Annotated in this window: 20 protein-coding genes; 12 read left to right on the forward strand and 8 right to left on the reverse strand. The window is 45.9% G+C overall.

The window, feature by feature from the left end; genetic code table 11:
- Positions 1–3,057, forward strand: a complete 3,057-nt coding sequence (locus MKX46_RS01320; protein ID WP_069011680.1) for an endonuclease — start codon at positions 1–3, stop codon at positions 3,055–3,057.
- Between the two features lie 220 nt (positions 3,058–3,277).
- Here MKX46_RS01320 and MKX46_RS01325 read toward each other — a convergent pair whose 3' ends face one another.
- A complete protein-coding gene (locus MKX46_RS01325; protein WP_029514846.1) occupies positions 3,278–3,637 on the reverse strand; it encodes a hypothetical protein in 360 nt (119 codons plus the stop codon).
- 365 nt (positions 3,638–4,002) lie between these two features.
- Here MKX46_RS01325 and greA point away from each other — a divergent pair, with 365 nt between their 5' ends.
- Positions 4,003–4,482, forward strand: coding sequence for a transcription elongation factor GreA (gene greA, locus MKX46_RS01330; RefSeq protein ID WP_013310174.1), 480 nt, complete (start codon positions 4,003–4,005; stop codon positions 4,480–4,482).
- A gap of 134 nt (positions 4,483–4,616) precedes the next feature.
- Here greA and MKX46_RS01335 read toward each other — a convergent pair whose 3' ends face one another.
- Both MKX46_RS01335 and MKX46_RS01340 read right to left on the reverse strand, forming a co-directional pair.
- Positions 4,617–5,156, reverse strand: a complete 540-nt coding sequence (locus MKX46_RS01335; protein ID WP_029514848.1) for a transcription repressor NadR — start codon at positions 5,154–5,156, stop codon at positions 4,617–4,619.
- The gene (locus MKX46_RS01340; RefSeq protein ID WP_069011676.1) at positions 5,153–6,307 is read right to left on the reverse strand and encodes an IscS subfamily cysteine desulfurase; all 1,155 of its coding nucleotides are present in this window, start codon (positions 6,305–6,307) and stop codon (positions 5,153–5,155) included. The genes MKX46_RS01335 and MKX46_RS01340 overlap by 4 nt, the downstream gene beginning before the upstream one ends.
- 166 nt (positions 6,308–6,473) lie before the next feature.
- On the opposite strand from MKX46_RS01340, the gene nadA reads away from it, so the two are divergent.
- The 4 genes from nadA to MKX46_RS01360 all read left to right on the forward strand — a co-directional run bounded on the left by nadA (position 6,474) and on the right by MKX46_RS01360 (position 9,902).
- Positions 6,474–7,580, forward strand: a complete 1,107-nt coding sequence (gene nadA, locus MKX46_RS01345; RefSeq protein ID WP_165150061.1) for a quinolinate synthase NadA — start codon at positions 6,474–6,476, stop codon at positions 7,578–7,580.
- Between the two features lie 161 nt (positions 7,581–7,741).
- Positions 7,742–8,071, forward strand: coding sequence for a hypothetical protein (locus MKX46_RS01350; protein WP_223830783.1), 330 nt, complete (start codon positions 7,742–7,744; stop codon positions 8,069–8,071).
- Positions 8,037–8,870: a membrane protein insertase YidC gene (gene yidC, locus MKX46_RS01355; RefSeq protein ID WP_069011673.1), complete on the forward strand. Its 834-nt coding sequence runs from the start codon at positions 8,037–8,039 to the stop codon at positions 8,868–8,870. Before MKX46_RS01350 ends, yidC begins: the two co-directional genes overlap by 35 nt.
- A gap of 342 nt (positions 8,871–9,212) precedes the next feature.
- Positions 9,213–9,902: a phosphatase PAP2 family protein gene (locus tag MKX46_RS01360; RefSeq protein ID WP_341070792.1), complete on the forward strand. Its 690-nt coding sequence runs from the start codon at positions 9,213–9,215 to the stop codon at positions 9,900–9,902.
- 26 nt (positions 9,903–9,928) lie between these two features.
- On the opposite strand, the gene MKX46_RS01365 is transcribed toward MKX46_RS01360, so the two are convergent.
- Entirely contained in the window at positions 9,929–10,579 is a 651-nt protein-coding gene (locus tag MKX46_RS01365) for an undecaprenyl-diphosphatase (RefSeq protein WP_029514856.1), read from the reverse strand.
- Between the two features lie 145 nt (positions 10,580–10,724).
- Between MKX46_RS01365 and MKX46_RS01370 the strand changes: the two genes are divergently transcribed.
- Together MKX46_RS01370 and MKX46_RS01375 are read left to right on the forward strand one after the other, a co-directional pair.
- Positions 10,725–11,438: a response regulator transcription factor gene (locus MKX46_RS01370; protein WP_069011671.1), complete on the forward strand. Its 714-nt coding sequence runs from the start codon at positions 10,725–10,727 to the stop codon at positions 11,436–11,438.
- The gene (locus MKX46_RS01375; RefSeq protein WP_029514860.1) at positions 11,435–12,811 is read left to right on the forward strand and encodes a sensor histidine kinase; all 1,377 of its coding nucleotides are present in this window, start codon (positions 11,435–11,437) and stop codon (positions 12,809–12,811) included. The genes MKX46_RS01370 and MKX46_RS01375 overlap by 4 nt, the downstream gene beginning before the upstream one ends.
- 82 nt (positions 12,812–12,893) lie before the next feature.
- Here MKX46_RS01375 and MKX46_RS01380 read toward each other — a convergent pair whose 3' ends face one another.
- Positions 12,894–13,367 (reverse strand): C40 family peptidase, encoded by a 474-nt coding sequence (locus tag MKX46_RS01380; protein ID WP_029514862.1) that lies wholly within the window; start codon positions 13,365–13,367, stop codon positions 12,894–12,896.
- 353 nt (positions 13,368–13,720) lie between these two features.
- Between MKX46_RS01380 and MKX46_RS01385 the strand changes: the two genes are divergently transcribed.
- Together MKX46_RS01385 and MKX46_RS01390 are read left to right on the forward strand one after the other, a co-directional pair.
- Positions 13,721–14,755 (forward strand): glycosyltransferase family 4 protein, encoded by a 1,035-nt coding sequence (locus MKX46_RS01385; RefSeq protein WP_029514864.1) that lies wholly within the window; start codon positions 13,721–13,723, stop codon positions 14,753–14,755.
- A 5-nt stretch (positions 14,756–14,760) separates the two neighbouring features.
- Positions 14,761–15,456 carry a succinylglutamate desuccinylase/aspartoacylase family protein gene (locus MKX46_RS01390; protein ID WP_069011670.1) on the forward strand — a complete coding sequence of 232 codons (696 nt, stop codon included), beginning with the start codon at positions 14,761–14,763 and terminating at the stop codon, positions 15,454–15,456.
- Positions 15,457–15,685: 229 nt separating this feature from the next.
- Here MKX46_RS01390 and MKX46_RS01395 read toward each other — a convergent pair whose 3' ends face one another.
- Positions 15,686–17,029: a sugar phosphate nucleotidyltransferase gene (locus MKX46_RS01395; RefSeq protein WP_029514867.1), complete on the reverse strand. Its 1,344-nt coding sequence runs from the start codon at positions 17,027–17,029 to the stop codon at positions 15,686–15,688.
- A 62-nt stretch (positions 17,030–17,091) separates the two neighbouring features.
- A complete protein-coding gene (locus tag MKX46_RS01400) occupies positions 17,092–17,928 on the reverse strand; it encodes a DUF6492 family protein (RefSeq protein WP_029514869.1) in 837 nt (278 codons plus the stop codon).
- A 208-nt stretch (positions 17,929–18,136) separates the two neighbouring features.
- Here MKX46_RS01400 and MKX46_RS01405 point away from each other — a divergent pair, with 208 nt between their 5' ends.
- The gene (locus MKX46_RS01405) at positions 18,137–18,982 is read left to right on the forward strand and encodes a YheC/YheD family protein (RefSeq protein ID WP_069011669.1); all 846 of its coding nucleotides are present in this window, start codon (positions 18,137–18,139) and stop codon (positions 18,980–18,982) included.
- A gap of 180 nt (positions 18,983–19,162) precedes the next feature.
- Entirely contained in the window at positions 19,163–19,942 is a 780-nt protein-coding gene (locus MKX46_RS01410) for an ABC transporter ATP-binding protein (protein ID WP_029514871.1), read from the forward strand.
- A 17-nt stretch (positions 19,943–19,959) separates the two neighbouring features.
- On the opposite strand, the gene MKX46_RS01415 is transcribed toward MKX46_RS01410, so the two are convergent.
- The gene (locus MKX46_RS01415; RefSeq protein WP_341070793.1) at positions 19,960–20,886 is read right to left on the reverse strand and encodes an AEC family transporter; all 927 of its coding nucleotides are present in this window, start codon (positions 20,884–20,886) and stop codon (positions 19,960–19,962) included.
- Positions 20,887–20,895 lie beyond the last annotated feature (9 nt).

Genomic DNA, 20,895 nt, shown 5'->3' on the forward strand with positions numbered 1-20,895 from the left:
ATGGGAATCTTTCGTCGTTTTACATCCCGTAGCTTCAAATATGCAACTGCTATGGTTTTCACTTTATCGTTGTATGCTGGTGTTGCGGGCAGCATGCAACCGGTACGGGCAGAAGGTCCGGCGGACCCAGCCCCCTTCATTGCAGCGAAAGTGGTCAATGAGAACGCTGGTAAAAAAGTGCTGTTTGATAATACTCATGGACAGACAGCTGGCGCAGCAGATTGGGTGATTGATGGTGGATTTTCAGACTTCGGCCAAGCCCTCGCGAGCAATGGCTATGATGTACACGAGCTTCGCCAATCTACGCCCATTACTTACAATGATCTAAAGAATTATGATGTATTTGTTACAGCAGAGCCGAATATTCCTTTTAAACAGAGCGAACAGGCTGCAATGGAGCAGTATGTAAAAGCAGGCAATAGTATTTTTTTCATTGGAGATCATTATAACGCGGACCGCAACAAGAATCGCTGGGACGGATCGGAGAGCATTAATGGCTATCGTCGTGGTGCATGGGAAGACCCTGCGAAGGGAATGAGTGCGGAAGAAAAAAGCTCGGCAGCAATGCAGGGCGTAGTCAGCTCAGATTGGCTGGGCAGCCAGTTTGGTGTGCGCTTTCGCTACAATGCATTAGGCGATATCACGGCCAATCAGATTGTCGAGCCAGCACAGGCGTTCGGCATTACAGCTGGAGTGAGTAATGTGGCAATGCATGCAGGATCAACACTCGCAATTATCGACCCAGCGAAAGCCAAGGGAATCGTATATCTACCTAAAACCAATCAGGCTTGGGGCAACGCGGTAGATCAGGGCGTGTATAATGGAGGCGGCATTCCGGAAGGACCTTATGCAGTTGTATCGAAAGTAGGACTAGGCAAAGCTGCTTTCATTGGGGACTCGTCTCCTGTCGAAGATGCAACGCCAAAATATTTGCGCGAAGAGACAGGAACCAAGAAGACAACCTATGACGGCTTTAAGGAGCAGGATGACGCCGAGTTACTGGTCAATATCGTAGACTGGTTGTCCAAGAAGGAGGAGTATACCAGCCTGACGGAAGTGAAAAGCTTACAGCTGGACCAGCCGACGGCATTACTGCCTTTTGAAGAGCCACAGGCTTCCACGGAACCACAAGCCGAGCCTTGGTCCGCTCCCGCAGCTGGCTACAAATGGTGGGATCAGCGAACCTTCAAAGCAGGGTCCTATGGCGGACCTACAGCCAGTGCGCAGCCTGTGTACAACATCGTTCGTCAAGAGCAGCTGCCCAATGCACAGCCTTTTCAAATTCGAGTTACTGCCGATCAGCTGGCTCCCAATAGTACGATTAGCGGATTCAGCACAGGTATTTATATAGAGGGCGGCAATCAAGTAGCCCAGATTCAAAATCCGGATGGAAGCTGGCCAACCTCTTACGGCTATAGCGGAACATTTAGTCTGGAGTCCAACGGCAAAGGGCATGCCTATAAGGACTTGACGGTGCGAATCAAGCCGGGAACCAGTGGTTCAGCTAATCTTAGACTGAGGCAAAACGGCAGCAATCTGCTGACTCAATCCGTCGTGTTGGCTGATGTCCCGGCCCAGCCGTTGCCTGAGGAAGGCAATACGGTTCCAGCTCGTATCAGTGTCGCAGAAGCACGGAGTCTCCCGGCTGGTAAAGTCGTGACCTTAGAGGGTGTTGTGACGACAGAACCAGGTGTATTCGGTGGTCAAGCCTTTTACATGCAGGATGAAAGTGGCGGTATTTATGTATATCAGAACCAAAGCGGCTTTCACCAAGGGGATCGAGTAAAGCTTACAGCAAGCTTGGCACTGTTTAATAGTGAGCTAGAGTTAACCGATCCAGTGGCAATTGAAAAAACGGGAGAAGGACAACTTCCAGAAGCTGTACAAGTCACCCAACTCAGTGATGCGAGCCAAGGACAGTTGGTTGAGCTTCCTACGGCAATGATTCGTAATGTGATAGACGCGACTCCCGTAGGTTCGTTTGAATTTGATGCAGTATCAGGTGAAGTAAGTCACCATGTGCGTGTCGATGCACGTACAGGCTTAACACGGACAACTTTTCCATATCAAGAAGGACAGCACGTGAAGCTAAAAGGAATTTCGGCGATTTTCAAAGGGAATTATCAGTTGAAACCGCGTGGACTGGATGATTTTTCAGCTCAGGCAGGTGCAGAGTTGCAAGAAGTAGAGCTTTCACTGGATCAAACGACCCTCAACATTGGGGATACGGCAGTGACACATCTCAAGGGTACGCTGACAGATGGCAGCGAAGCAGATTTAAACCGCGCTTCTGTTCAGTATGTCAGCAGTCATGAATCCGTTTCGCTGGATACGTATGGAGAACTTAAGGCCCTAAAAGAGGGGAGCGCGGAGATTACAGCCAGCGTTACCTTGGATGGTAAAACGGTCGTATCCAATCCTGTAACTGTTAGAGTCGAAAAGACTGGTGTAGGTGAAGTGCCGAGTAAACCTGTGCTGTCGCATGATAACGGGCAGGACACTGGGCTGAAGGATGGCAATTACAACATCACTATGGATCTGTGGTGGGGTACGAATGGTGATGAACTCAAGTTGTACGAAAATGACAAGCTGATTGGCACTCAATCGTTGCAAGCGGCTTCTCCTGGAGCACAGCATGCAGTCATTCCTGTTACAGGTAAGACCAACGGTACCTACACGTATACTGCAGAACTGATCAACGCTTCTGGTAAAACGACCAGCGACCCGTTAACTGTCGAAGTGACCGATGCTTCTCCTGGCATTCCAGTGCTGTCTCATGACAATTGGGATGGTGATGGTGCCTATACTCTTGCTATGAACATGTGGTGGGGCACAAATGCGACGAAATACAACTTGTATGAAAACGGAAAGCTGATCGACGCGCAGGATCTGCTGAGCCAAAGTCCGCAGGCCCAAAGTGCAGTGACCAGCATCCAAAATCAAAAGCCGGGTACATATGAGTACCGGGCCGAGTTAGTCAATGCTTCAGGAGAAGTTTCTAGTCAAACGATAAGTGTAGAAGTAAAGGGCCATGAAGTAGAAATGATGGGCCGTTAAAAAGTAAGAGCATCTATTGACCTCGTGAGAGTCTATAGATGCTTTTTTATTTTTTACGAAGCGGGAATTATCATTTTAGGATTGGGTTGGCGAAGCGGAAAGTCCCTCTATATCTGAGGAGCCATAGAAGAACATGGCAACTAGAATCACAATAATGACAACCTCTGCAAAATATTCTCCATCAAACTCACTCACCACATAAGTCTCCTTTCGCCACTTGTTAATTATTTATTTTCTGTGAAAAGGCTTGTATCACCTGGTCCAGTGTCATATTCCCGTTATCATTTAAAAATTTCACCATATTATCGACATTGGATGGAGTGGATGCTAGTGTTTTGTATTTTCCTGTGAGTCCTAAAAACAATGTTGCTTGTCTGTATAAAGTCACCGAATCGACGTTTAGTTTTCCTGTTAGTAGGAGGGCTGCCACAAGGACCTCCACATTTTTTCCTTGAAGCGCGGAAAAGATAGCCGAATTACTGTTTAATCCATTTTTCTTTTGACCGTTAGGTGGGGATTTGGATTTACGATTCCCGTTTCCATTGCCATTCCCATTGCCGTTCTTTCCTAAGGAAGCCATTGAATCTTCCTCCCGCCATATACTGTTCTTGCCTGGTTTTTATGAAAATTCGGGACAAGGACAGCGGCACTACAGTGCTCATCAAAATACGTTATGATCATACGATATGCGAATAAGAGAGCATTGGTTACTATAAGAATCACCCTGGCTGAAGGCAGTTGGCTACTGTTATCCAGTAATTTATTTCGCATGTTGGTCCGATTTAGAGTAAACTACAATAAAGCAAGCCAAATGATCAATTGCATAAATCCCAGAGCGTTTTCAATCAGCAATGTTTAGACTAAAACGGTTTAGTTCGTTTATTGTATTTTTGAGCGTTGAATTGGAATTAAGCAAAATGCTGAAATAGGAGTTGTAGATAAAATATGTCGAATGAAGAAGTATTGTTAACTAAAGAGGGATTGGCCAAGCTGGAGGATGAGCTAAAGGAACTGAAGACCGTAAAACGCAAGGAGCTAGCCGAACGCCTTAAGTTGGCTATCAGCTACGGCGATTTGAAAGAAAATAGTGAGTATCACTCAGCCAAGGACGACCAAGCGTTTATGGAAACCCGCATTCTCATATTGGAGAAGATGCTGACCAAAGCCCGGGTCGTGGATGAGAGTAATTTAGACCTTAGAACCGTTAGTATTGGATCGACTGTCATTTTGAATGACATCGAATTTTCAGAAAAGATGGAATACAAAATTGTAAGTCCTGCTGAGGCGGATGTTCTTGATAACAAAATTTCCTATGAGAGTCCTTTAGGCAAGGCACTTTTGGGAAAAGAAGTGGGCAGTATCATTCATGTGGATGCACCCATGGCTGTAATTAAATATGAGCTGCTTGAAATTAAGCTCACATAGTTCATTCCCGATTCCCTTATATGAGGGGGCCGGGTTTTTTTTATTTCTCGCTGCTTACATACCGTCCATGTGGAGCACAGTTGCACTCCACATACACTGGACAGGATTTTCTTTACTCCGCTAAGTGCACTAAGTTAGTCCGTCATTAGGAAGCCTGCTTGCTCCAATGCAGCGCAGGCATCATTAATTTTATCTTCATCCGAGGCATTCAAGGTGTGCAGGTGGATGCCTCCCGTCAGCTGGGACAAATAAGTGGCCTGGGTGGAGCTGATTTTACGGATAAAATCGTCCACTTCCTTGCGAGTTCCAACCCGTATCGGAGCAGTCAGATCCCCGTATACCGGATGCTCAACAATAACATCCTGCACACTTACACCGTAGTCCACAATCAGCTTTAGTTCCTCTTCTGTCTGTTCAGGTCGATGTTTACACACAATAATACGTGAGGCTAAGGGAGTTGCCTGACCCGCAGGCTCCATATAAATGTATCCTTGACTCGTTGCAAGGATAGGCTCTTGGCTTGCTTTTAACAGGGAAATATCCTGTACAATTACTTGTCGGGAGACGGAGGATCTGCGCGCCAGTTCGCTCCCGGTCAGTGGTGATTCGCTCTTGAGCCACAATAGTAGCTGTTCGCGGCGATCCGTACCTGACCGTTTTAAAGATTCAGTCAACGGGATAAGCTCCTTTCTTTTCGATGCGTCAGGTCTGTCAAAATATCTACCAATACATTCAATTCCTCGATGGTGGTCGTTCTTCCGAAAGAAACACGGATAAATTGTAACGCTTCACGGCCGGATGCTCCAAGCGCCTGTAAGGCAGGCGAAGGATCGTGGTGTCCGGCAGCACATGCGCTTCCAGTGGATATACAGACACCTCTGCGATTACATTCCAGCATAACATATTGTCCCTCGTAACCGTGAAAAAAACAGCCTACTATATGATGAAGCGCTGCTTTATTCTCGCTTTCCTGTACCACCCAACGTAACGGAATGGATCTTTCCCGAATTTTCGTAATAAAGTGTCTTCTCAGGGAAGCATATCGCTCCTGATGCGACTCCATCTGTTCGGTCATCATTTCTGCCGCCGCGACAAAGGCTGCAATCCCGGGAACATTAACCGTTCCAGGACGAAATCCGTTTTCATGTATTGTATCAGGGTACACGGGACGCCAAGGAGTTCCGGGTTTGAGATATGCAGCTCCGACGCCTTTGGGGCCATACACTTTATGGCTCGATACAGAGAGTGCATCTACTCCCATGGCTTCTACATCTACGAGAATATTCCCAAATGTCTGTACCGCATCACTATGCAGCAAAATACCCCGTTCGCGTAGCAGGGGAGATAAGGCAGCAAGGTCCTGAACCAATCCCGTTTCCGAATTGGCGTGTTGTACGGATACAAGTCCGGTGTTTTCTCTCAGGTGAGGTAAAAGAGCTTCACGAGTCACTCGTCCTTCCCGATCCGGTTGCACAATGGTCAGCTCATAGCCCTGACGTTCCAGCAAAGTGGCAAGGTTGTACATCGAGTGATGTTCCAAAGCGCTCATGATCCAATGCTTTTTATGCTGCGGCAACCCATTCAGGATCGATTGCACAATCAGCATATTGGATTCTGTTCCCCCTGTCGTAAAATAGATGCCTTCCTTTTGCCCGCCAATCATATTTGCTATTCGTTGCCTGCTGTAATCCAGCGTGTAGGCTGCTTGACCGCCCGCATCATGAAGGCTGCTGGCATTTCCGAACATTTCCTTATTTAATACGTTAAACATATTTAAAGCTTCACCACACATAGGTGTAGAAGCGGCATAGTCGAGATAAATCACACCAAATCCTCCCTGCTTAAAAATAATTCCATTCAAAAACTCTTGAGATTATTGTAGGCATGTGTAAATATAAGTGTCAAGACACTTGTAAATATGAATGTACACAAAGCGGTTATCTGTTCGCTGAGAGCGGAACGATCAGCCGCATCGATATGGAGGGATTCTAATGTCTATGCTTGACGTTTTACAAGGAAATCGAGGGCTTATGCCAGAGCATTATAAGACACTGACGGTTGCTGAAATGGAGCAGCGAGTGGCCGAACTGAAACAAAAATGGGGACCCAAGCTGCTTATACCGGGCCACCACTATCAGAAGGACGAGGTTATTCAGTTTGCTGATATAACAGGAGATTCTCTACAGCTTGCTCAAATGGCTGCACAAAATCAGGAAGCGGAGTTCATTGTATTTTGTGGGGTACATTTTATGGCGGAGACAGCGGATATGCTGACTACCGATCGACAGACTGTTGTCCTGCCGGATATGCGTGCAGGTTGCTCGATGGCAGATATGGCGAATGTGGAACAGACAGAACGAGCATGGAAGCATTTACAGGAGTTGGTAGGAGATACGATCATTCCGTTAACATATGTAAATTCCACAGCAGAGATCAAAGCCTTTGTAGGACGGCATGGTGGGGCTACCGTGACTTCTTCGAATGCTAAGCAAGTGCTGGAGTGGGCGCTGAAGCAAAAGGAACGTATTTTGTTTTTGCCGGATCAGCATTTAGGTCGCAATACAGCTTACGATCTTGGAATTCCGCTAAATGAAATGGCCGTGTGGAATCCAATGACAGATCAGCTTGAGACTGAACAGGACCCAGCAACCGTAAAAATTATTTTATGGAAAGGGCATTGCTCCGTTCATGAAAAGTTTACAGTAGATCATATTCGCAACGTTCGCGAGCGTGATAAGAACGTCCGGGTCATCGTTCACCCCGAATGCTCTTATGAAGTCGTACAGCTCGCAGATTGCGCGGGCTCCACAAAATTCATCATCGATACCATCCGTGCGGCAGAGCCAGGGACCCAATGGGCTGTTGGCACAGAAATGAATCTCGTGCAACGAATCAAGCAGCAGTACCCTGAACAGCACATTGAATCGCTCAATCCAGATATGTGTCCCTGCCTGACCATGAACCGGATCGATCTTCCCCATTTGCTGTGGGCAATGGAACAGTTTGACCGGGGTGAGCCTGTGGGTGTGATTCGTGTGGATGCTCAGATCAGACAGGATGCTGTACTAGCATTGAATCGTATGCTTGCTATCCGTTAAGTTTTTACCGTAATATAGAGCGTCCTTCCACCGGATTTGAGCATTAGACCGAAGGAGCAGAAATAATTATTTCAGTTGCTTGTGATCCAACCCGTATCTCTAATTAAAGATTAGTCGCTTGTCCGGTTTCGTGCTATAATTGTAGCAACAAACCGAAGGAGGTGAATCCCTTGTTTGAGCTTCAAGACCTACTCCCTTATTTATTTACAATCGGTTTGCTGTGCACAGTGACTTATACGTATCTCGCTCATTTGCACGGCAATGTACCCGAATGCTGGGTCGAAGGTGGGCCCGTGAGGTCTCATGCCTCTCCGCAGATGCCGATGTCTGCCCGTGGACAGGACATGCCTGTCCGGCTGGCCCGACATATCCGGCGTAAAGAAGCGCCGGATGAAGATGCATCCGATTGTTCTCCCTCGTTGAACGATGGCACAGCCAATCAACGAGGAGGAACATATGAAACGATTCAAGGGATTCACCTTTTGGGGTAAAAAAGAACGGATATTTGGATTAATGGTAGCGTTGGCGGTGGTCATGCTACTGTCTGGTTGTGGTGCGAATGCTGCGGAGATAAATGCACAGACACCCGGATTTTTTAATCATTACGTGGTGTTCCCGCTTTCTTGGCTTATTCAGCAATTGGCGCAATGGTTTGGTGGAAGCTTTGGGCTGGCGATTATGACATTGACATTCATTGTCCGTCTGGCCTTACTGCCTCTTATGATGCGTCAAACGCGTGCCCAGCAGGGTATGAAGCGCAAGATGAGCGCTATGCAGCCCGACTTGGACCGAATTAAGAAGAAGTATGAAAACAAGAAAGATACCACCAGCCAGCAGAGTATGCAGCAGGAAATGATGTCGCTTTACAAAGAACATCAATTCAATCCGCTTAATATCGGTTGTCTGCCTATTCTCATTCAGCTCCCGATCTTGAGCGGTATGTATACAGCAATCCGCTTAACCCCGGAGCTCGCATCTCACTCTTTCCTATGGTTCCGGCTCGGACAGCCGGACTGGATTTTGTCAATCGTCGTCGCAATTGTATACTTGGCACAGGCCAAGCTTTCTCAGTTTCAGATGACGCCTGACCAGCGCAAGCAATTTGCGATCATGGGCTATCTTTCACCGATTATGATGGCGGTCTTTTCCTTCAATGCCCCTGCTGCCATGCCATTATATTGGACAGTAAGCGGCACCTTCTTGCTGCTTCAGTCGCTGTGGTTCCGCAGACGCTATCCAATAGAGGAAGCAGAGAGTAAGGTTAAACTTGGAGAAGTCACACCAACCTAATTAGTAGATGATGCTTGTTTAACTTGGGAATTACGTTTGTAGTATGCCACGTGTAATCATAGGATGTCATTCGAGCCGTTTATAAGGCTTGAATGGCGTCCTTTTTTGTTGCTGCTTTTTTCGCTACAGTCCGCTTGCGATTTTGTAGTCAATATGAATTTCTTATATTATAAAATGATTCTGAAAGTGATATTTTTTGAAAACGGGTTTCATTATGTGGAGGATGCAACTAATTCTTTTAATGAAATGATAAGGGAAAAGTGGGCAAAGTAAGACCTATATCTAAGCTAATGCTGCACTTTGTTTTATCACGCAATGAATATTATGGAGGAACTACAGAAAATGAAGCAAACATCAACAAAGCTGCCCATTTCCTTGGCTCTGCTCACATGTATAGTATGTGCATTCGGTTTTGGCTTAATCGCATTATGGGTGAGTGACCATCAAGTTCGGCATTTTGACCAGGAAATTATTTCGGCTATTGGACAACTGGAGTCGCCCGCCATGACCCGTGTAATGAAATTTTTCACCATGATCGGCAGCGGAATTCCAGTTGTGATCATTGTTTTAATGGCCATGTTCGTGCTCTATAGAGTATTGGGACACCGCAGAGAACTGCTTTTTTTGGCGGCTGGTGTATTGGGATCGGTAATGCTGAATACGATACTGAAAGTACTTTTTCAGCGTGCGAGACCGGAGATTCACCGTATTATTGAAGAGAATGGATACAGCTTTCCAAGCGGACATTCCATGACAGCTTTCAGCATGTATGCGGCGCTGACATTTTTAGTGTGGAAGCATGTTCCTTCTAGGCTGGGGCGTATCCTTCTTATTGTACTCAGCAGCCTGCTGATTGTAGCAATCGGGACGAGCCGCATTTATTTGGGCGTACATTATCCGAGCGACGTTGTGGGTGGCTATTTTATGAGTGGCTGCTGGATGGCAGCTTGTATTTGGTTTTATCAGCGGTACGAAGAACGACGAATGTTGTCACTTCGCTCTAAATCACAGCATAACGGGTTGCATAAATAATGAAGTTTCTAAATAAAGCAGACGCTTTAGCGTCTGCTTTTCATTTGGACAGAGGAAGTGTGTTCAGTCATCTTGGTTCTGGCCTGTTCACCAGGCTTGAGCCCCAGCTTCTGCTCCCATTTTTCATAAAATATAATAGCCGCCTGCATAAAGATGCCAGGTAGCTTCCGACTTCGAATGAATTGATGAACGCCGATGGCACAACCTGCACCAATAAGCGCACCTGCCAAAATATCCGAGGGATAATGCACTCCGGTCCATACGCGGGATACTGCGATGAGTACAGCTAAAATAACCCAGAGAACACGAAATTTTTGATGATGAAGCCATAAAATGGCAGCCAGAGAAAACGCTCCAAGTGCATGGTTACTCGGGAATGAAGCATTGGGATCATGATGAATAAGCTGAATGACTGAATGTCCGACAAAAGGCCGATCTCTGTAAAACAAATGTCCAAGACCCCAACTAATTACAAAGCCGATACAAACCGTTATAACGGCTTCTAAAACCATCATTCGATGCGGCATTTTAAAGGTGAACCAGTAAATCAGCAAAGCCACTCCGAATAAATACGGTGCATATTGCGCCAAGAAACGCATGGTTCCATTCAAAAAGGCGAGGGAATTAGCGAGTTCATTGATCCAGTGAAATAAAGCATAGTCTACATTAATTAACATGAATAAATTACTCCTTAACATCAAAAAATTGAATAACAAAGTTATATTATAGAGCGACTACACGGATAAAAGCTTAAAATCAAATAAAAAATGAATGTATTTCCGTTACTCATTTGCTTTTTCTATAGAAATAGGTGGTTTTGCGATGGAAAAGTCGGTGCTGGTCATTGATGATGAAGAGAAGATATCCAGATTGCTTCAGTTGGAGTTATCCCATGAAGGATATGCAGTTGAAATCGCACAAACGGGCAGAGAAGGATTGGAAAAAGCTCTAGCACGTACATGGGATATCATCATTCTGGATGTCATGCTGCCGGAAATGAACGGGGTCGAGGTGCTGAAGCAGATTCGAAAAGTGAACAATCATACACCAGTAATTATGGTCACTGCACGTAACACGACTCCTGATAAGGTTTCAGGTCTGGATGAAGGTGCCAATGATTACATTACGAAGCCTTTTGAGATTGAGGAGTTATTAGCGCGGATGCGGGCCAGTATGAGGCATCAAATGGAGCCAACAGCTACCGCTTCACAAAAAGAGGACAAGTTGTCGTCCAGGCTCCAAGTGGATAGCTTGGTGTTGGAACGCAAGACTAGGTCAGTGGTGCGGGAAGGAAACCGAATCGAACTGACGCCCAAAGAATATGATCTGCTTCTCTATCTGATGGAGCACAAAAATCAGGTATTGCAGCGGGATGAATTGATTCAGAACGTGTGGGGGTTTGATTTTGTTGGTGATACGAATGTCGTAGATGTGTATATCCGGTATGTTCGCAAAAAAATTGATCATGGATACAAAAAGAAATTAATTAAAACCGTACGTGGTGTGGGGTACTGCATCAGGGAGGAAGAACATTGAAGCTGCGGACCAAAATCACCCTGCTCAGTTCTATTTTAGTGATGATAATACTCCTGTTTGTGGATGTCACGGTTCATTTGTTGTTCGTCAAAATCGCTACGCGAAATGAAAGAGAAGTGCTGCAAAATAAGTGGACTGAAATCATTGCCGAAACCGGACATACCATGATTCTGAAGAATGCATGGAGTCCAAAATTGAAAGATGAGCTTTCCGGAGATACTATTCTGAGGGTGTTTGATCAGCAATCCCGACTTCTGTATGAAGTAAGTCGCCAGTCACGCTTTAAGCTGGGCGATATTCGTTTTAACACTTCTCAAAGCTCTCAATTGACTGATGTACAGGGTCATAAAATTCTGGTAATCCATCTCCCCGTGCTTTCTCCGGAGGGCAATCAGAAGGGAACGCTGGAGATCGTGGAAAAATGGGATGCACTCGAAACCAATCTCGATATTTTAAATACGATTCTCATCACTTCGACTGTAGGAGCAATGATGCTAAGTTTGGTAGGGAGCACGATTTTGGCGAATGCCATATTGCTGCCGATTTCCAGTAGTATTCAAACGATGCAGGAAATTGAGAGAAGCTTAAAATTTAAAAAAATCCCCGCTGGCAGTCATAATCAAGATGAATTGTCCCAAATGACCGCTACTTTTAACCGAATGATGGAGAGATTAGAAGAAAGCTTTCAGAGCCAGCAGCAGTTTGTTTCAGATGCCTCACATGAACTGAATACCACACTTATGATTATTGAGGGCTATGCCAACATGCTGCGGCGGTGGGGCACGCGTGATGAGGACATTCATAAGGAATCCATTGAATCGATCTATGAAGAAACTCAGCGAATGCGTACGATGACACAGCAGTTGCTGACTCTTGCCTCCTCACAGCAGAAAGACCCTGAGCCGCATGAGCGGATAGAAATGATCGGTTGTTGTCAACAGGTAGTAGCGCATCTCAAGCCTGTACATGATCGTCAAATTTCTATTTTAACCGAAGAGAAAGAAATTTGGCTGGATGCCAACCTGACAAAAATGAAGCAATTGCTAGTGATCCTACTGGATAATGCATTAAAATACAGCTCGGATGAGATTGAAATAGGCTTATCTAAAGATAAAAAGGATGTCTATATCCGGGTTAAGGATTATGGGATCGGAATACCTGAGGGCGAGATCAAGCGGGTCTTCGAACGATTTTATCGGGTAGATAGCTCCAGGCATCGTAAAACTGGAGGGACCGGGCTGGGGTTGCCGATTGCCAAGGCAATTACAGATGCTCATCAGGGTACGATACGTATGGAGAGCGTAGAAGGAGAAGGAACGGTAGTCATCGTCACGCTGCCCCAAAGACAAAAGGAAAGGCTGTCCCTCCAGTAGAAATATCTACTCGCGGAACAGCCCTTTTTATTGTTATTTGTAAGTTAAGCATTCGGTGGATGGGAATCAACTAAAATTTATCCTAGAGGACACGACGTGCTGTTGTGTAATTGCGGCTCCACCAGCCCGAATTTAGATCTGTAACCGTTACGCCGCCTTTACCATACGTATGCAGAATTTTGCCGTTCCCCATGTAAATGGCTACATGATGAATTGGCGCATAGAAAAAGACCAAATCGCCTTTTTTCAGCTGACTACGCGGTACGAAAGTGCCAACAGTTGATTGCTGTCTGGACGAACGTGGAAGCTTGATGCCATTTTGTGCAAATACATATTGAGTGAACGAAGAGCAGTCAAAAGATCTTGTATTGCCTGCTGGGGCTCCATGCTCATAACGCACACCCATAAACTGGGAACCTTTAGAAATAATCTGATCAGCTTTACTTGCCGAAGCGGCATGAGTGGTGGCTGGCCCAACGACGAAGCTCCCTGCGCTCAATGCCAAAGTCATAGTAAAGCAAATACCCATCCACAATTTTTTTGAAGTACGTTTCATATATAAATTCCTCCGTTATTCGTATTGTGTTGATGTCCTGAAATGACAATAACACAAATAAAATGTCCGGAATTTACCACTCATGGTTACAAACCTGTTACCCCAACGCTTTGTCCTCATTTATTAGAAAACGATGAGAATTTTCTCCTTAATTTTAGCTTGACAAATTGTATAGACTCCCCTTATAGATAGGCTCGTATGGCAAAAAACGACTTGCAGACGATTGGCACAAGCAATCACGCAAAATATACATACCTATATACTACAATTTATAACTTGTACGGGAGTATGCTCTGATTCCCGTTGACATCGTAAGGATCACACCGTATTTCCGGTCAGGAAGGGGAATTCGTATGGCTTCAAGGCAGAATAAAGCACTCAAAAAACGGCGTCTAACCATTGTTCAGGTCATTTCCAACTATCCCGATGCACAGCCGGTACCCTCTAACAAAGGCGGAACGGAAAAGGTCGTGCATGAATTAACTGAGGAATTGGTGAGACGAGGGCATCATGTATCGCTGTTTGCCGCCCGTGGGAGCAGGAGCAGTGCGCGGTTGATTACCTACCCCAAGGGTTTGAAACAAAGTCAGATCCCCCAATATGTACTCCGGCATATGCCTTCCAACACACATATCATTCATGATCATACTTTTCGTTCTTCTGTGGGACGTAGGAAGCTGCCTTGTCCATCAGTATGCACCGTTCATCTTCCAGTGAAGAGACACGGTAAAAACCCGGTATATGTCAGTAAACGAGCGCGTCAGCTGATGGGCAGGGGCAAAGGTTTTTATATCTATAATGGTATCAACACCCATGAATACGAGTTCAGCAGTGAGAAGCGTGGCTACTTGCTGTTTATGGGCAGAATCATACGAGATAAAGGTGTATTGCAGGCCATTCAGGTTGCAGAACGAACAGGAAAAAAACTGCTTATTGCAGGTCCTATCAAAGCTCCAGAATTTTTCCGTAAAGAGATTCAGAAACGAATTCAGCGTAATCCGAATATACGCTATGTAGGTGCAGTTGGAGGTGCTCAGAAACAGAAGCTGCTGAAACATGCAGAGTGTCTGCTGTTTCCGACACTGTGGGAAGAGCCATTTGGACTCGTAATGGTCGAGGCCATGGCTTGTGGAACACCGGTGCTGGCATTAAAAAATGGCTCCGTTCCCGAGGTACTCTTGGGCTTTCCACAGTTGATTTGCAAATCAGTTAGCCAAATGGCAGGAAAGGCACAGCAAAAAAATTATCCGTCACCAGCGCAGCTTCGTTCATATGTCAACCAAAGATTTACCAACAAACAGATGACCAGTAACTACTTAAGACTATACCGTGAAATCATCCGTCGGCGAGAACAGAAGAGAGGACAACGACAGCCTATACGGAGGTGAAGGGGATGCAGGTCAAACGATATATGCTCGGAAATGGCTCTTGGGCAACTCCTTATTATATAGTCACAGGGGGGCAGAAAGGTCCGTGTGTGATGGTGGTCGCGGGGATACATGGTAATGAAATAGCTAGCATACGAGCTGCTGAGAAACTGGTGAAGCTTTTGAATCAGCAAAAACTGCGAATTAGCCAGGGTAAGCTTATAATTGTACCGATTGTAAACCAAAAGGCTTACCGCAAACGGATTAGAGGAATACCTGATCTTAATCGAACCTTTCCGCGCAAAAAAAAGCAGCTGGCAACACAACCACTTTCCGCTGCTCTATTCAAATTAACACAAAAGCATCAACCTGAATGGTATCTTGACTTGCATGAGGCCAATGGATTGTCACAAAAGGATGCCGAGGTGCTTGGTCAAACGCTAATCTCCAACAAGGCCAACCCGGTGGTTCCTGCGGTTCGTCGGGTTATTAAGCGAATGAATCGCTCCATACAGGTGAGCGACCGACATTTCAACCTTCGGCTGCATGAGCTTCCAGGTTCCTCCCGCACCGCTGTAGCCCGTATTTTAGGTGCACGCGCGGTTACCGTGGAAACGGGTTGGAGCCTGCCCAAGAAAGTACGCATACACTATCAGTTGGAGATCGTTCAGCATTTTTTAAAAGAAGCCGGAATAGTCAAAGGTAACTGCATCACAAAATAAAATCGCTTCTGGAGCAAGGACTTTTTCACCTTGCTCAGGAGCGATTTTTTATGTGCGACCTGCGACCTTCGTTCAGAATCCGTAGCGTGCATTATATCTGAGGATTTTGCAAAAATCCAATAAGCGACTTCCAATGAACAATATATAGATCGAAATGGTCTAGTTCGTCTATATATTGCACTTTGGAGCGACTGGAATCAAATTTTGCAAAATCCTGATCTATGTGTTGTCAGGACTCGGATTTATAGAAGGCGTTCACCAAGCTGTTTCCCAGACGTACCTCAATTAGCTCCAGTGGTGTATCCAGATCGGCACGGATTGTGTGATGCGTATCGACCGGAATGCTAAATACAGAACCGCTTGCCGCAGCAAAACGTTCTCCGTTCAGCATGACCTCTCCCCGGCCGGACACGATCGTCCATACTTTAAGTCCACTGCCGTGAATACGGCCATTCAAACGTTGATCTGGCAGTACCGTCAGCCGTATGGCCAGTATATCGCTCAGACTCCGATGATCAAATTCGTCCAGCACTCGGTAACTGCCCCAAGAGGTTTCACCATGCATGGGGTGAAGTTGAAGTTTACCTAGCTGCTCCTTGATTACGTGGGCATGGCTCTTGGACGCAATGAGAATGCCATCGGGACTCGCGGCAGCAATAATATCTTCCACACCAATGACATGAAGTGGATAGGGCAGCTCATTAACGATATGCGTGCCGTGAGTCTGCCCACTAATCTGTCCACGCCCGATTACTTGACTGTTTAGCTGCTCTGTTAGAGCCTGCCAGTTGCCGATGTCGTGCCATTCGCCATCGTAGGGCAGGACGATGGCATGTTCGGCACGCTCTGCAATCTCTTCGTCGAAACTGCGAACGGGGAGGCTATCATACATCGCGCATAATGCTTTATCGTTCAGCGGCAGATCACTTCGCTCCATACAGGACAACATATACCGTAATGTAAAAGCGTAAACACCACAGTTCCAGAGCGCGCCCTGATGAATAAGCTGTTGTGCTCCGGGGAGATCCGGCTTTTCTGTGAAGCGAGCAACTTGCGCATAGGAAGTTTTCCCTTCCCGTATCATTTGCAGACCCGGAACGACGTAGCCGTATTGGTCGGAGGGATGAGTGGGCCTTGTCCCAAGCATAGCCAGATCGGCTCCGCTCTCAAACAATATGCCGGAGAGCGCTGCTATGCTATGGAAGAAATCCTCTCCTGCAAACATGTCCGCTGGGGCAATGCAGAGAACTTCATCCAGCCCTGTGCCTCTGGTGTGAAAATAAGCAGCTGCCAGTGCAGCAGCGGTGAAGGTTCCACGTTTGGCAGGCTCGCCCAGAACGGGCAGACGACCTTCTGTATGGCGAAAGGCTAGATTTACCTGACTCCGATGAGCCAGAAGCAGGGCAGAGGAATCCAGCCCGGTTAAGGTAAGCTGACGGTACACCCGACCGAGCATAGATTCCTTATGCCCGTCAGGAGCGGACAACAACCGGAGAAACAGCTTCGACCGGATTTCGTTGGATAGTGGCCATAGCCGTTTTCCGGCACCACCGCATAATAATACGATGCGCACGGACGTTTCCTCCTTCAATGCAGATCTATTTTGGACTGCATCATTTTGCAGGATTTTAAAAACTATTTTAGCGATGATTCAATCTTTGTTTTTGGAGTAAGCTGGTACACCTTGCGTTGATGAAAAGATAAGGAGCGATAGCTCTTAGCCAAGACATCCAATTGTTTTTGCGACAGGGAAGAAGCCCGACGATGAAGCGCTTTATTCAATGACTTGCGCAAAATCATCCGAGAGGGCTGATTACTGTATAAATAGTTGGCATACGTTTCATATTCGGAAAACCCAAACTGTTTTGTCCGGTCTATACTGTGGATAATTGCGTTGTACCAAGGTTTTCCATGACGGGCCTCGATAACTTGCTTGAGCTGGGTAAGCCGCGCTTTTTCAAAAAGCATATAATGAGTAACAAAGGACTTTGGTGAGGGAGCTTTAACGCCCATCAGCTTGTGATGGGTGCGAAAATACTCAGGCTGGCTCCAGCTGCGGTAGTAAAAAATCGTTTTTCCGTCTTTACGGAACGTATGTGGACGAATCAAAACCGTGTCCGCGTCAATGACGAGGAAAAAAGAGGCTTTACTGATTTTGTCGCCATTCATTTTGAGCAATTGTTGATACAGCCAGCCTGAACGGTCCCAGCGCGTTGTTCCGTAATGGATATGTTTTTTGGTAATGGGCAGCACCGTTTTTTCGTCTATAAATGTACATTTCTTGTTTACGCACAGACGGCGAATCCCGGTGCTTTGCGGTGAAACGATATAAATATTTCCAATTCGGTGCTGCACGTGACGGCGCAGACTGTCAATTACCAGCGGTAGTGTGGCAATATCTTTATCAATTGCGGGAATCAGAACATCGATTGTAAGGGAACCCTTCCGTGGACCATCCGATTGCGCTGACATGTTATTCACTCCCTATATGTGCAAATATACGCTCCCAGCGTCTCCCAATATCGTATGCTTGGACAGGCGCTTTCGACCGGGCAAGGTCAAACGTCCATTTCTATGCAGGACAGGGCTGATGAAGCTTCGAATGGGGAGTTAGCGCATACGATAGATTGATCTTTTTTAACAAGAGCGTTCTACCTGAGAGTAGAGAGGAGAGGGGCAAGTGAATTCTTCACAAGCGCAGGCGTCGCGCAGCAAATGGCATAAAACCCAATTGTTGCTTCAGAATGGAAGCATCAAACCTTATGTACCAGAAACTCGCAAATATAACAAAGCAAATTTGAAGTCAATGCTGGAGAAATACGGTATGGTCTATGTAAAACCCGAGCGAGGTACCTTTGGTAAAGGTGTAATGAGAGTAGAGCAGGAGGCTGGCCAGCGTTTCGCCTATCAATATGAGGAAACGCGTCAAGAATTTAAACATTTGGATGCACTATATACCAGCCTATCGAAACATACGGGGAAGAAAAGTTATCTTATTCAAAAGGGAATCCATTTACTACGCCATCAAATGCGTTATTTTGATATTCGGGTCATGGTGCAGCGTAATGAAAAAGGGCTATGGGAGTCTACTGGAATTATTGGACGTCTGGGTCATCCCCGTAAAATCGTGACTAACTATCATAGTGGTGGCAAGCCGATGGCCTTGGAGCAGTTACTAAAATCCCATTTATCGCAAAGCAAACAGGCGGAGCTGGTCAAGAAACTAAATGAACTGGGTCTTACCATCGCCAAACAACTGCAAAAAACATATCCAAATTTCCGGCAAATTGGTGTGGATATTGGACTGGATCATCGCTTTACCCCATGGATTATTGAGGTGAATACGAAGCCAGACCCATATATTTTTAACCAATTATCAGATAAGTCCATGTACCGTAAAGTATTAGGCTATTGGCGACTGGCTAATGAAAGAAGGAAGGTTAGGGTCCCAAGCAAAGACACAAATAAAGATAAGAACAAAGATAAGAATGTAATTAAGGATTCTAAAAAAGAAAAAGTATCTTGATTAGTGGATTGCTTCATTGCCAGCCCACTCCTATATGAACAATGGAGTGGGTTATTTAAAATTGAACAACCTGTGACCCTGTGCTATGCTTACATGAAAGAGAAGCTAGACGTACTAATGATGATCTTTACTATGCGTATAAACATCTGATGATACGACGAATAGAAAGGATGTACAGCCATGAATTCTGTCATTGAACTTAACAATGTAAGCTGGAAGAGAGATAACCGCACCATACTAGATCAAATCAATTGGCAGGTAGCTGAGGGAGAGCACTGGGCTGTACTCGGCTTGAATGGGTCAGGTAAAACAACGATGCTCAATATGATTAACGGTTACATATGGCCAACCACAGGTAGTGTTGGTGTATTGGGCCATACCTTTGGGGATGTGGATCTGAGGGAGCTGCGCAAATCTATTGGTTGGGTCAGTTCCTCTTTACAGGAAAGAATTAATGGGAGTCAGCGTACGCAGGATGTTGTTATTAGTGGCAAATTTGCCTCCATTGGACTTTATGATCAGACGACGGATACAGATTATGAACAGGCCGTTCAGCTTATGACGCAACTGGGGTGTGCTCATCTCGTGGATCGGTTGTATCAGGGATGCTCACAGGGAGAAAAGCAGAAAGTGCTTATCGCCCGCGCATTAATGGCCTCGCCCAAGCTACTGATTTTGGACGAGGCGTGTAATGGTTTGGACTTTTTTTCCCGGGAAGCATTGCTGGATAGCATTCGCCAGTTATCGGAGTCGCCGGCTTCGCCGAATTTACTGTATGTTACACATCATATCGAAGAAATTCTACCGATGTACACGCATACGATTTTAATCCGCCGGGGCACGGTATTTGCTAAAGGTAAAACGACTGATATTCTAAGCAGTGAAACGCTTAGTGCTTTTTTTGAAACGCCTGTGCAAGTAGAATGGAGACAGAATCGCGCATGGCTCTCTATGGTGTAGAGAGTCTTTTTTTCTCGCTAACCTGCCACCAACATAATCAGAATAGGCAATATCAGGAATGAGGCAAGCGTGCTCCACAGGATGCAGGTGGAAACCAGTTTTGGCGATGCATTAAATTTTTCTGCTAAAATGACAGCATTTACAGCAACCGGCATTGAGGCCAGAATGAAGAGAACGGAGAACAAAAGACCTGAAATTCCCAGTATCAGCATAGCAAGACAAGCCGCAAGTGGGGAGAGTAGAAGCCGAATTGTTAGTCCGGCGTAGCTGGCTTTTTTAATAGACGACTCCAACTTAAATATTTTTACATAAGCCATCTGGGTACCCAGAATCGCCAGCACGACCGGAGAATAGGCAGCAGCAATCATCGAGACGCCTGATTGAATCCCTGAGGGAAGATGCCAGTCCAGTAGCCGCAGTCCCATGGCGAGTAGAGCTGCATAGATCGCAGGAAGTGAAAACACCGACTTAACAGCACTTTGAACAGAAAATTCAGAGCGGGCTGCAAAATAAACGCCAATGGTATTGACTATAATTATCTGGATGACGACATACATGGAGGCTTTATCCAGACCGAGCTGCCCAAAGGCAAGTAAAATTAGGGGCAGGCCATAATTTGCACTATTGGTGAGTGTGGAGATTAAGGTAAGTCCAGCCGTTTCCGGAGTGCTCAGTCTAAAGATTTTCCCTGCTAATTGTGCAATTCCCCACAACAGCAGCAGGTTTAATATTGAAAAAGCGGCAGTCTGCGCCACATCATGCCAGGTAAGCTGTGCTTTGAGTAGCGTGTCCAGAATCATGGCGGGGCTTAAAAAATATAAATACAAAGTCGAGAGCGGTTTCGTTTCCAGCTTCATGAATTTTCCAAGTAAAAATCCGGCGATCACCGGAATGGACAGCGGAACGATAACCGATAATAGAGTTGAAAGTACGATTTGAATCATGAATTCCAC

The sequence above is a fragment of the Paenibacillus sp. FSL P4-0113 genome, from assembly GCF_038009305.1.
GTDB classification, from domain to species: Bacteria; Bacillota; Bacilli; order Paenibacillales; family Paenibacillaceae; genus Paenibacillus; species Paenibacillus polymyxa_D.